This window comes from Lysobacter sp. K5869, from assembly GCF_018847975.1.
In the GTDB taxonomy this organism is placed as follows: Bacteria; Pseudomonadota; Gammaproteobacteria; order Xanthomonadales; family Xanthomonadaceae; genus Lysobacter.
This window is the reverse complement of the sequence record NZ_CP072597.1, coordinates 395,662-408,262: the sequence shown is the minus strand read 5'-3', so window position 1 is coordinate 408,262 and position 12,601 is coordinate 395,662. Positions and strand designations below refer to the sequence as shown.

General features: G+C 64.5%; 10 protein-coding genes and 1 tRNA gene. 7 read left to right on the top strand and 4 right to left on the bottom strand.

Going from position 1 to position 12,601, the window contains the following annotated elements; all coding sequences use genetic code 11:
• Positions 1–28: 28 nt before the first annotated feature.
• The gene (locus tag J5226_RS01755; RefSeq protein WP_215838151.1) at positions 29–1,198 is read right to left on the bottom strand and encodes an alginate lyase family protein; all 1,170 of its coding nucleotides are present in this window, start codon (positions 1,196–1,198) and stop codon (positions 29–31) included.
• 360 nt (positions 1,199–1,558) lie between these two features.
• Between J5226_RS01755 and J5226_RS01750 the strand changes: the two genes are divergently transcribed.
• The 5 genes from J5226_RS01750 (at position 1,559) to J5226_RS01725 (ending at position 8,196) form a co-directional block, all read left to right on the top strand.
• Positions 1,559–1,634: transfer RNA gene (locus J5226_RS01750), tRNA-Ile, on the top strand.
• Positions 1,635–2,070: 436 nt separating this feature from the next.
• A complete protein-coding gene (locus tag J5226_RS01745) occupies positions 2,071–2,952 on the top strand; it encodes an alpha/beta hydrolase (RefSeq protein ID WP_215838150.1) in 882 nt (293 codons plus the stop codon).
• 679 nt (positions 2,953–3,631) lie between these two features.
• Positions 3,632–4,057 (top strand): hypothetical protein, encoded by a 426-nt coding sequence (locus J5226_RS01735; RefSeq protein ID WP_215838148.1) that lies wholly within the window; start codon positions 3,632–3,634, stop codon positions 4,055–4,057.
• 116 nt (positions 4,058–4,173) lie between these two features.
• Positions 4,174–5,934, top strand: a complete 1,761-nt coding sequence (locus J5226_RS01730; protein WP_215838147.1) for a hypothetical protein — start codon at positions 4,174–4,176, stop codon at positions 5,932–5,934.
• Positions 5,935–6,399: 465 nt separating this feature from the next.
• Entirely contained in the window at positions 6,400–8,196 is a 1,797-nt protein-coding gene (locus J5226_RS01725; RefSeq protein ID WP_215838146.1) for a glycosyl hydrolase family 18 protein, read from the top strand.
• Positions 8,197–8,472: 276 nt separating this feature from the next.
• Here the strand turns inward: J5226_RS01725 and J5226_RS01720 are convergent, their stop codons facing one another.
• The 3 genes from J5226_RS01720 to J5226_RS01710 form a co-directional block, all read right to left on the bottom strand.
• Positions 8,473–9,057 carry a hypothetical protein gene (locus J5226_RS01720; RefSeq protein ID WP_215838145.1) on the bottom strand — a complete coding sequence of 195 codons (585 nt, stop codon included), beginning with the start codon at positions 9,055–9,057 and terminating at the stop codon, positions 8,473–8,475.
• Between the two features lie 78 nt (positions 9,058–9,135).
• On the bottom strand, positions 9,136–9,780 hold the full coding sequence (locus J5226_RS01715; RefSeq protein WP_215838144.1) for a hypothetical protein: 645 nt from the start codon (positions 9,778–9,780) through the stop codon (positions 9,136–9,138).
• A 393-nt stretch (positions 9,781–10,173) separates the two neighbouring features.
• Entirely contained in the window at positions 10,174–11,121 is a 948-nt protein-coding gene (locus J5226_RS01710) for a LysR family transcriptional regulator (RefSeq protein ID WP_255322964.1), read from the bottom strand.
• A 103-nt stretch (positions 11,122–11,224) separates the two neighbouring features.
• Between J5226_RS01710 and J5226_RS01705 the strand changes: the two genes are divergently transcribed.
• The gene (locus J5226_RS01705) at positions 11,225–11,599 is read left to right on the top strand and encodes a nuclear transport factor 2 family protein (RefSeq protein WP_215838143.1); all 375 of its coding nucleotides are present in this window, start codon (positions 11,225–11,227) and stop codon (positions 11,597–11,599) included.
• Positions 11,600–11,700: 101 nt separating this feature from the next.
• Positions 11,701–12,582: a hypothetical protein gene (locus tag J5226_RS01700; protein ID WP_215838142.1), complete on the top strand. Its 882-nt coding sequence runs from the start codon at positions 11,701–11,703 to the stop codon at positions 12,580–12,582.
• Positions 12,583–12,601: the final 19 nt, after the last annotated feature.

Below are 12,601 nucleotides of genomic sequence, written 5' to 3'. Positions count from 1 at the left end.
CAGTGCGGCCTGCGCGCGTTGCAATCGATCAGAAATCGTCGCGGCCATGAGTCGCGGCCGACCACCCGATGAACTCCGCCGCGTTCGCATCCGGCCGCCCGCGCTTGGTCGCGTTCTGGAAATTCGCGATCGGCGTACCGCGATTCATGTAGCCGTTGACCGCGATCTCGCTGTAGCCCGGATACAGCCCGTTGGAACGGCAATCGCGCACGCCTTCGCCGTACAAAATCGACTTGGCCATGTACTCCAGCCCGCGCGAGAACCGCGGCTGCGCCTCGTTGCCGACCTTGAGCAGCCACACGCTGGTATCGCCCTGGATCGTCGCCATCTCCGCCGCCTGGGCGATGCCGGCCAGCGAATACTGCGGATGATGGCAATCGCGCGCAGCCAACTCCTGCACCTCGCCGCTGCTGTAAACGATCAGCGGAATCAGCTGCTTCATCCGGTTCAAGCCGGCGTTGTAGCGATTGGCGTCGTCCTGATACACGCCGGCCGCCATCATCGCCAAGGCGCCGGACACGCCCCAATTGTTGGTGCGGGCCGAGGCTTGGTTCGCATAGCCATACAACTTATTGAGATAACCGTTGAACCGGTCCTGCGACGCCTGCGGCCACCCCGCCGCGCCGCCGTCGTGATGGCGCAGGATCTCCGCCGCACTGACCCACACCGGCAACCCCCACGCCGCCTCCAGCCACGCCTGCGGCGCATCCGTGCCCGGCGCCAGGGTGAAGCCGGCGAACTTCGCCGACCACGCATCGAGAATCTGGATCGCCTTGTCGCGATTGCGCGTATCGCCGGACACCGCCCAACGCAGCGCATTGAGATACGCCGCGAAGCCATCGTTCTTCCACCGCCCCTCCTGCGGCCCGCCCGCCGCGCGCACCACCTCCACCGTCGCCAGCGCCTGATGCGCATAGGTGTGCGAACCGCGGTTGTCTTGCAGCAAGCGGTTGTAGCCGGTCTTCATCGCGCTGCCGGCGCTGGATTGGGCGGCGGCGCGGATGTTGGTCAGGCGGTTTTGCGTCATCAACAGGCCGGGGTGCTTGAACGGCGGCACGGCGGTCGGCGCCGCGGCGATCGTGTCGTTGTTCGCCGCGTATGCGTTTGCGGTGGGATCGGCGGCGTGGACGGAACTCGCGGAGCCGATCAACAACGCGAGCGACACAGCGTGGAAACGAAGCGGGGTAGTGCGCGACATAAAGACCTCATTCGATGGGTGAGGCGATACCGAACGCTCGCCGTAGACGGCGATGCCTCCGGATCGTGGCCCCCCTCCAATGAGCGAGCGCGGCGATGTCGTCCTCGCGCTCGCAGCGCCTTGCGGCGCAGGCACGCGTCTGCCGCGCGTGTCCAGACCATGCTGCCGAGTCCCTGGCGCGAAAAATGCGACCCACCCTGGGCAAGTCGGGCCGCGGGAATCGTATAAAGGCGAGGGGATTCGCAGTTCCGCGAGCCGGGTGCGGGGACACGGCCATCGGCTAGCGGAGTTCGGTCCGAGCGGGCGGCCGAAAGCCGGGCTGACGAGCCCGCGCCGGTGCTTTAGAATCTCGCCTCTTGCGGGCCTATAGCTCAATGGTTAGAGCAGAGGACTCATAATCCTTTGGTTCCAGGTTCGAGTCCTGGTGGGCCCACCACGCCGCAACGTCAAGCGACTTCTCCTGCAGGACGCGGGATCCTAGGTCGGCAGGCGCGACTTTTTTCGATGGTGGATCGTCGGTGTCCGCGCCTCGACGGATAGCCTCGGCATTCGGACGTCGCCCCTGCGGCTCATTTCGCTGACGACAGTCGCTGAGTTGCGTTGCCTCACGAGCCTCCGCTCGCCTGTTGAGTCGCTCCCGAGCGGAATAGCCTCCGCAAGACCAGGGATGAGGGCGCAGCGGCGTTCCGAGCGTGTCCGATATCCCTGCTCGCGCTGCCAAGCGCCCCGCCATGCCATGCGTCTGTCGGCTAAGGTGTGCATCGCGCGATCGAGACCACAGCACCTTTTTGTTAAGCAGCTTTCGCGCGGCATCGACGTTGCTGACACGTGCACAGGGAAAGGCTGGCCCTTCTGCGTCGTGAGGACTCGTCATGTCGGAAGACTCGCAGATCCGTTTCGCCTCGGTTCCCGTGGGCCCGCTGCAAGTGGGCGTCCATCAGGCGGGAAATCCAAAGCGCCCTGCGCTGGTGCTGCTGCACGGGTGGCCGCACAGCAGTGCGCTCTATTCGACGGTCATGGAGGCGCTGGCCGCGGACAGGTGGGTGTTGGCGGTGGACTTGCCGGCGATTGCGAGCTCCCGCGGCGCACCGCCGTCCGCTGAAAAGTCCGTGCTGGCGGAGCTCGTGTTGGATGCGGTCGAGCGATGCGGCGCGCACTCCATCGTGGTGGCCGGACTCGATGTCGGCGGGATGATCGCTTTTGCTGCGGCTCGGGACCATTGCGAACGCATCGTGGGGGCGGCCGTGATCAACACCGTTGTTCCGGGCGTGGCCCCGTGGAAGGAAATCATCGCTACGCCGACCATCTGGCATTTCGCCTTCCACGCCTTGCCTCAATTGCCTGAAGTCTTGGTGCGCGGTAACGAAAAGGCCTACTTCGACTACTTCATCGACGCGCTTGCCTGCGATTCGAACAAAGTGGGCTCCGATCTTCGTCGCGCGTTCGTAGAGGCCTATGCACGCCCTGAGGCTCTGCGGGCTGGCTTCGACTGGTATCGGGCCATGGAAATGGACGCCGAGCGTAATGCGATACCCAAGCGCATCGACGTTCCGATGTTGTATCTGCGCGGCGCCGGAGGCGGGACAGACGGCGCGGAATATGTTTCGGGGCTTCGGGCCGTCGGCGCGATCCATGTGCAGGGCGATGTGATACCGGGTGGCGAATACTCCCCGTTGGAGGCGCCGTTGGAATTCGTGTCCGCGCTGCTTCGCTTCTGCCGCACGTGCGAGGCTTTTGAAAGATCGGGCGATTAAGCGGCCTGACGACATCCGAAGCTAAGGCGTGCTCGGCGACTGGGGCGGTCCAGATAGATCCCACCGGCCTTCAGAACGCCCGCGAGGGCGTGGGTCTGGAACCTCGAGGTTAAGCATCCACTTGCCGCTGCCTGAGTTCTTGCGCGCTCGCAGCACCCATCGAGCGTAGAGCTCTTCTTTGCCGATCCGACGCCGTTATGAGCGCCGACTTCAGCGTTATGGCATCCGCTAGCAGGAATGGTCTCGTGGTTGCCTGCCTTAAGGTCGAATCGCCTTTTTCTCCGAAGCATCAACGCCGATTCGGCTGTTGCATCGATGAAACCTCTCGCTCGTCGATTGCGAATGCTTTTGCGAGCGAAGTCGCACTGGCGCGTAACAGTCGCCGGTTTTTGTGAGCTGAATCAAGCATCGATCAAAAAAGTTGGCCGCAGCCTCCGCTCGACAGCGTAGTAGCTGGCGAAGGGCTAAGGCGCAGATGCTTGAACCTAAGACGACGGCGCTTGCGTTGAATCGCGGAGGCGGTCGTCCATGAAGCTCAAGACCATTTCATCGCTTATCGCCCTGCGTCGTTGATCAACGAAAGTCGCCGCGCGTAGCGTTCAGCGGCATGGCCGCTCGTGGAAGCGGCAGCGGCGCCTCACCCAGTCCTGGAAGCCCATCAATCTAAGGAGATTCCATCGTGGCAGGCATCCAATGGTCGGCCCCTCAGTCGCTGGCCTACATCCCCACCGGCAAGCTCGTGACGTTCACGGCGATGCATCAGGCCGCATACACGCAATACGTCCAAATCATCGACTCCGGCGGCCGGCCCATCAGTTTCTATGGTCTGGACGGCAGTCAGGAGAGCTTCCCAATCTCGGGCAGCGGCACGCAGGTCGGTTTCCTCCAGAACGGCGCCGGCCGGTTCACGATGGCGGACGGGATGCAGGTCCAGTTCGGCAGCAGCGGTCCGAATATTCCGCTGATCTCGGCGGGCAATCCGGTCGTGTTCTTCATACAGAACAAGATATTCGGCGGCGGCACCTTGTACGTGACGGAAGACGGCGCCGATATGGATTACAACGACACCAGCTTCGTCATCCAGTGGTACCAGTTCGCGGGCTGACCCGCCTCCGCCACGTCCCCCAGCGAAATGGGGCGGCACGATAACGCATGAATTCCCATGGCTGCCGCGATGGATCGTGGATTCACCACGCAGCGCAACAACGACGGAGTGCGGCAATGAAGACCAATATCCTTATGTTCGGCGCGCTCGCCGGCGCGCTGGCGATGTCCACATCGTGTACGAAAACCGAACCCACGGCCGCCGTCTCGGCGGTCGCCAAGGATGAAAAAACCGTGTTTCCGGGCGGAGACCCCATCACGCCGACCGACCTGACCGCGACCCCGGCGGCTCTGCCCGCCGCGCCGCCGGCGTACAACTACGATCCCTACAACCCCAACATCACCCACGCGCAGTACGCGCGCTTCGCCTGGCGGCAGTTCATCCACTTCAATTCCCCCGCGCAGAAGAACGGCGTCAACTTGGCCGGCAGGTCGCCGGTCGTGCGGGGAGCCATCGATCCGGGCCGCAACTTCGCTGCATCGGGCGCCAACGACTTCTACCAGAGCGGCAAAAACATCAGGTCCAACTTCAGCAGCAACCAGTTGCTGTGGGAAACCTTCGCTCACCGCTCCGAGCTGTTCCCCGCGGGATCGGCCCCCAAGGGGAATCTCTCCACCCTGACTCCCGAGTACGTCTACCAGGGAAACCTGAAGGTCAATTCGATCGGCGCCCGGTTCAACAATCTCGACGAGAACAGCCAGATCGGCCAGAACCAGATCTTCTTCCCGAAGAACGGCAGCACGCCGTCGCCCAATCCCCAGGACGATCACATCATCCTGTTCCAGGCCAAGGTCAATCCGGTCGAGTACGACTACATAAAATCCATCTACAACGCCGACAGTCCCCCGGCGTCGCTGGAATTGCCTCCCAACGCGACGAACCAGGGGGAATCGGTGGAGGTGAAGTCCGCGTGGCGGGAAATGACGCCCGAGTTGATCGCGTCCGGCCGCTATCACACGGCCGACGCCGTGTACTACTACAAGGTCAATGGCGTGACCCAGTCCCGGGTGGCCACCTTCGGCTTGGTCGGCGTGCACATCCTGCGCAAGATGGAAAACTACCCGACGTTCGTCTACACCACCTTCGAACAGGTGGACAGCCTGACCACGCCGGATAAGCAAGACACCGGGCTGTATCTCATCAACCTCTATAACGAAATGCAGTACGACGCATCGGTACAGCCGGGTACGCGGCCGACGGCGATCCTCAACTCCGGGTCGAACCGGACCGCGGTAACGCTGCCCTTGGCGGGCCCGATCGACAGCGCCCACGGCTACGATGTCGTTCCCGGCCAATTCACCGTGCCGACCGGGTTTTCGGGGCCGATCAAGGTCCAGAATCCGCCGATAGCGACGAGCGCCGTCAACGACGTCAACAACGAAGTCCAGAAGGCCATGGCCAGCACGCCTGCGTTCAAGAATTCGGTGTGGCAGTACTACCGTCTCGTGGGGCTGCAGGTGTTGCCCACGAACGAAGACAGCTCGGTCACCCCGGCCAAGCCCGATCCGCTGACCCAGGACTTTTACCTGGCGAACATCGTGATCGAGAGCGGCCAGCCCGGCATCCAGTTGTTCAAGGGCGGAGTCAAGGACCCCAACCCCGACAAACAGGAATTCACTCTGCTGGCCAAGCGCGGGCTGTCGAGCATCCTCGGCGTGAAGAAGCTGCCTCCGAATTCCGACCAACTGGTGATGGGCGGATGCATGGGTTGCCACGGCAACGCGCAATATCCCAGGGGCACCGATGGCAAAGGTCCGAGCATCTTCAGTTTCCTGATCAACAAGGACACCCTGACGGGGCAGGGCTTCAGCGCCGACGTGCGCAACGAATCGTCTGCGGAATTGAGCAAGAAGCGTCTGGAGTATCTGGTCTATTAAGTCGGGCAAGACGCGGGCCCGGAAGCGTTCGCGCTTCCGGGCCGTGCGCGACGGCCGCGCGGCGTCCTCGGGACCTGGAGCGAGCCGCTTAACCCGGAATGCGCTCCGCGGCCCCGCTGGCCCCGCCGCCGTTCGCCTTAGATCGACCCCTCGTTTGCCTTGAAGCGGGCGGCTTCCGATTTAAGACGCATGCGGCCGCAACGTTCGCGGCGTGACGACCGCCGCATTTATTCGGAAACGGGCAACTTGACACGCGCGTCGCCGCCCACCACAGTCGGCGGCGACCGATAGCGCCGCACACGCATGCGGCGCACTGCGCGGATCGGCAACCGACCGCGCCACCGTTGTTCGTTAGTTCTCTGGGGGGAATGGCCGCGCCGCAGCGGGTTTGCCGCGCGTGGCTTGGGGTCGGCGCGTCCGCGCCCGCCTCCTTCCCCATCCATCAGGCACCGGAGAACCAACCTAATGAGCATCCGATCGACAGGCGTCTTGCTGTCCGGCTTTTTGCTGGCGGCCGGGCTGTCGTCCGCGCACGCGCAGAGCGTCAGCTGCGCGGGGATCGCCGACTGGAACGCGTCCACCATCTATAACGCGGGCAGCAAGCTCGTCTATCAGGGGCGGCTGTATCAGGCGACTACGCAGATCTGGAATACGCCGCCCACGCACTGCCCCAGCTGCGGCTACTACCAGGATCTGGGCGCCTGCAGCGCGGGCGGCAACACGCCGCCGACGGTCGCGTTGACCACGCCGGCGAACGGCGCGACCTTCAGCGCGGGCGCCACCATCAGCGTCGCGGCGAACGCGGCCGATGCCAACGGCAGCGTCGCCCAGGTGCAGTTCTTCCGCGGCAGCACGTCGTTGGGCATCGACACCACCTCGCCCTACAGCGCGACCTGGACCAATGCGGCCGCGGGCAACTACGCGATCACCGCGGTCGCCACCGACAACGAAGGCGCCAGCACGACGTCGTCGGCGGCCAATATCACCGTCAATGCCGGGACGCCCGACACCACCGCGCCCAGCGTGCCGGCCGGGCTGGCCGCGACGTCGGTGACTTCGTCCTCGATCAACCTGAGCTGGAGCGCTTCCACCGACAACCCGGGCGGCAGCGGCGTCGCCGGCTACGATGTCTACCGCGACGGCACGTTGGTGGGTTCGCCCACCGGTACGTCCTTCAGCAACACCGGCTTGACCGCGTCCACGGCCTACACCTTCCGCGTTCGCGCGCGCGACAACGCCGGCAACGCTTCGGCGCAAGGCACGCAGATCAGCGCGACCACCAGCGCCGGCGGCGGCGACAACACCCTGCCGCGGCATGCGTTGGTGGGTTACTGGCACAACTTCACCAATCCCTCCGGTGCGACCTTCCCGATCAGCCAGGTCTCCAACGACTTCGACGTCATCGTGGTCGCTTTCGGCGACGATGCGGGCAACGGCGCGGTCAGCTTCACGGTCGATCCGGGCGCCGGAACCGAAGCGCAGTTCAAGGCCGACGTGGCCGCGGCGCGCGCGCGCGGCAAGAAGGTGGTGCTGTCGCTGGGCGGCCAGAACGGCACGGTGACGTTGAACAACGCCACGCAGGTCGCCAACTTCGTCAACAGCATGGAAGACCTGATCCGCTACTACGGTTTCGACGGCGTCGACATCGACCTGGAAAGCGGCGCGGGCGTCTACCACGGCGCGGCCGTGCAGACCAATCTGGTCACGGCGATCAAGCAGCTCAATACGCGCATCGGTCCGTCGTTCTACCTGTCGATGGCGCCCGAGCATCCGTACGTGCAGGGCGGCTTCGTCGCGTACAGCGGCATCTGGGGCGCTTACCTGCCGATCATCGACGGACTGCGCCAGGAGCTGGACCTGATCCATGTGCAGTACTACAACAACGGCGCGATGTATTCGCCGTACAGCCAGAACGGCTTGCCCGAGGGGTCGGTCGATATGCTGGTCGGCGCCAGCCTGATGCTGATCGAAGGCTTCCGGACCAACAACAACACCGGCGTCGTCTTCAACGGCCTGCGGCCGGACCAAGTGGCGTTCGGATTGCCCTCGGGCCCGTCCTCGGCCAACAGCGGACAGGCCTCGGCGGCCACGATCGCCAATGCGCTGAACTGCCTGACGCGGCTGCAGAACTGCGGAACCATCCGGCCGCAGCAGGCGTATCCGACCTTCCGCGGCGTCATGACCTGGTCGGTGAATTGGGACCGGCACGATGGCTTCAACTTCTCCAAGCCGGTGCGGGCGACGTTGAACGCCTTGCCCTGAGCGGCGGCGAAAAAGTCGGGGGCGGGCGAGGCTTCGCCCGCCCTTAGACCGCTTACCTAATCGGCGCCCTGGGTGGGCGCCGATTTTTCGACGGCTTCTACAGCGCGGCGAAAGCGGTCGAGGTTTTCCAGCGGGCTGTCGGAGCGGTCTGTGTTCTGATCGAGATACGAGATATCTCCCGCGCCGAATCGCGCGGGGAATTAGCGTTCATCGAAGTGAGCGGCTTCCGGTGAAAGGTTCGCGCCGAGCGCTTTCGTCGCCGAACAATCGCCGCGCTCAAGACCCGAGCGTTACACTGACCGCCTGCGCAGCGTCCTTGGTGTCGAATCGCAGGTAGTTCACGCCGCAGTCCGATTGTTTCCCGCCGACGACCATGTAACGGCCCGAGGGATCGCGGATCTTGTAGACCTCGACTTGGTAGTTGCCCAGGTTCTGCGAGCTGAACTTGTAGCTGTCCACGGGAATGAACGAGAAGCGCTCGTTGCCCGAGCTGCCGGTGGGCCGTACGTAGCCGTCCGACTGATACCAATAATAGTCGCGATAGCTCCCGGTCAGTATCTTGATCTCGCACGCGAGGTGACCATCGGAATCCTTGCCGCAGTTCTTGAGCTCGAGCTTGCTGCCGCCGACGTTGGTCTTGAGCAAGTAGCTGGCGTAAGTCGCCCGCTGCACGACGCCGCAGTTTCCTTCGACCGCCGCGGCGTAGTCGAAGCCGGTCGAGTCGGTGGTCGGGTGGCTTGGGGTCGGCGCGCCGAGGTAGAGCTTGAAGACGTCGCCCTGCTGGATCGCGTGGGCGCTGATCGGAATCGCCAGCAACACAGACAGGCAGGCGAGGACCTTGGGCGATCGCGGTGTCTTCATGGCTCACGGCTCCTGTGTCGGATCGGGAGGAAGCGGGGATTCGCTGGAAGGGACGGCGTCCCGGGCGCGAAACGAACGTCAGTCGCAAGCGCCGGTCTTCAGATACCCATCGCAATTGCTGAGCTTTTTCGCATCCGCGGTCGACACCGTCACCGTGCTTCTACGCGGCGGTTGCGAGCCCAGCGCGAAGCTGCCGGGGCCGGTCTGCACGACATTGTTCATGTCGCGCTCGACGTGGCCCTGGCCATACGCGCATTGCGCCTGGATCGTGCAGTCGCCCGCGGCGGAGCGCTGGATGAATTCCACGGTGACGCAGGTCTTCTTCGCCGAGGAGGCGTCCCACGCGGCTTGGCAGGTCGGGTCGTGCGTACTGTAGGTGGTGGGCTTGTAGCCCGACATCACTTCAGCGTAGGTGTGCGTGGAGTATTTGGACGAAGAAGGACAGTCGGCTTCGTCGAGCTTCAGTTCTCCGTCGCAGTTGACCAATTTCTTGGTGTCTTCGAGGGAAATGCCCGAGGGATAGAGGGGGTAATTCTTGGGCAGGCATTGGGTCTTGCCGCCGCAGCGTCCGTTCTCGAGTTTCTGCATGACGCTGGTGCAGGACTTCGACGCGGACGATTGTTTCCAGGCCGCCTGGCACACATCGCCGGGCTCTTGGGCCGAGGCCGCGTCGGGAACGGAGGCTGCCAGCAGGATCGCGAAGTAAAGGGGAAGGGCCTTCATTGCTCCTCCATGGTCGCGTGCGGCCGATCGAAACGGATCGCGGCGGCGGAAATCGCGGCGCTCGCGAAGATCGATGTTTGCGGAGCGAAGTTAGGCGCATCGATCCCGGTGCGGTGTGATTGGCGTCATGAGGTGAGCTTCGGTGGGCGTGAGTGATCTTGCGCGCCGACGAAGTTCGGCGCCGCGCATCGGCGCATGCGGCGGCGCTCTCGCATCCGATGGTGAGAAGGCCGTCGATCCGCCGCTGCTCATCGGCTCTCGGTACGCGATCTTTCGTGGGATTTTTCGCGCCGTGTGCGGACTCGAATCGTTCAAGATGGTGAACGAAGCTCGCTGACGCGATGGACGCAGGCGCATCTTCGCGTCAGCGCCTTGGGCGCGTTGAGCGGTCATCTACCCAGTCGAAGCGATGCCGTCTTGGATCGCGCCGCTGGGAAACGTCCCGACGATGAAATCGATGAATGCGCGAACCTTCCGCGGAACATGGCTTCTGCTCGGATAGTAGATGTACAGCGGAAAGGTTTCGTCCGGCCACTGCGGGAACAACACCTCAAGCTGCCCGCTCTTGATGTGATCGCCGAGGCCGATGTCGATGACCTGCGCGATGCCATGGCCCGCCAAGCAAGCGCCGAGTTTCGTGCCCGCGTCGGTCACCGTCAGATGGCCGCGAACGTCGACCGCGATCTTGTCCTCGCCTTTGCAGAACTCCCACTCGAACGGCCTTCCGGTGGACGGGTCGATGGCCAGGATGCATTCGTGATCGCGTTCGACCAGTTCGTTCGGGTGCGTCGGACGGCCTTTCCGCGCCAGGTAGGACGGCGCGGCGACCGTCAAGACGCGGGTGTTGAGCAACCGGCGACACACCAGCGTGGGCAACGGCGGCGCGCCGAAGCGCACGGCGAGGTCGAAGCCTTCGGCGACCAAATCCGAAAGCTGGCTTTTGGTCTCCAGCTTGAGGTGCAGGTGCGGGTTCTCGCGCAGGAAGGCCGCGAGTTGCGGCGCCAGCACCAGACGCGAGAACAAGGCGTCGCAGGCGACGCGCAGCGTTCCGCGGATCGAGGGCGCGTGCTCGGCGGCCTGGGCCGTCGCCTCGTCGAGACCGCGCAGATGCGGCAGCGTGCGGTCGAGCAACTCGCGGCCCGCTTCGGTGATCTCGACATGCCGGCTGGTCCGGTGGACGAGCCGGGCGCCGAGCCGCTCTTCCAGGCGCGCGACCGCCCGGCTCACGGCGGGCTGGGTTTTCCCGAGGCGTTCGGCGGCGCGGCCGAAACTGTGGTGGTCGGCCACGGCGGCGAGCGCGATCAAGCCGCCCACCAGCCCGCCGTCGAGCTCTTCCATCATCGATGCGTTTCCGTAATGGCAGGAATGCCCGGATCGCAGTGGTGCGACGCGGGATGAGGCAGCACTATGCGGGCCTCGCAGATTTCATGAAGGGGGAACCGCCATGGACCAAACATCGAAGGTCGTATCGCTCGTCGGCGACTATTTCAGTCTCGCGTACGATCCCTCCAGCCGCAAGTTCGAGGAGGTCTTCCATCCGCATTGCCAGATCCAATGGCTGCGCGACGGGGCGCTCGAATCGATGACGGCGCAGGCGTATCGGACGCTGATCCACGGGCGAGCCAGTCCGGCCTCGTCCGGCGCGCCGCGCGACGAGGGGATTCTCGACATCCGCCATATTTCGCCGCACCTTTCCGCGGCGACGGTGCGCGTTCGCATCGGCAATAATTCGTTCGTGGATCATTTTGTGGTTCATGAGGTGGAGGGGAAATGGCTGATCACCAACAAGTCGTCGTTTCTTGCGGGGTCGTTCGCTTGAGGAGGGAGCAGGGTGCGTTCGGCTAAAACGCGACGCGAGAAGCCGCCGCGTTGTAGCGCTAGACTCGCACCCTTCTTCCCTTTGCTCCGAAGCGGACCGCAATGACGACGATGGCCCAGGCGTTGAAGACGATCCACGCGGCTCAGCGCGCGCTCAACGAAGCCGCCGCGGAACAGTGGGACGCCGACGATGCCGCCGATGAGGCGTTCGCCTATCCCGACCATCGTTCCCGCCTCGCCGCCGTCGACCTCGGCGGCGCGCTCGCAGTCGACTACCACGGCGACGATCACGACAGTTGGGCCATCGCGTCGGCCGCGCTGGCGCGGCCCGAGGTCGCCGCGCACATCGTGCAGTTGCGCATCGCCGGCCCGGACGAAGGCGCCAACGGCCTCAAGACTTGGGATTTCCGCGAGCTTATCGCCGCGGCGCCGCGCTTCGGCAAGCTGACGGATCTTCAGATCGCCGCCTCCGATCCCGGCGACCACAATCAGGCGACGGTCGAGGACGATCATCTGCCGGCCTTGCTCGCGCTCATGCCGGCCTTGCGCAAGCTCGTCCTGCCGCAAGCGCCCGAATCCGGATTCTTCGATCTCGACCTGCCCGATCTCGCGTCGGTCCGCACCGGTGGCGATTTCCGCACCCGCGGCTTCATCGGCCGTCTGGCCCGGGCGGAACGCTTGCCGTCGCTGCGCTTCGTCGATTTCACCGACTCGCTGGCGCCGTTCCTTTCGCTCGAGGCGCAGCCGGAAGACTGGAGCTCGACGCCGTTCGAGGACTACGAACGGTTGTTCCGTTCGCCGACGATGGAACGATGCTGGGGGTTCCGCCTGCGCAACGCGATGCTGACCGAGGCCCAGTACCAAGCGCTGCAGGCGCTGCGGCCGAAATGCCAGTTCAGCGTCGTGCTGGCGGCGCCGCATTGCTATGTCTCGCACTGGAACCGGTCGAACTTCCCGCACCGGCACCTGCTGCCGTTCGGTTGAGCCGCTCGCCGCGCGGCGC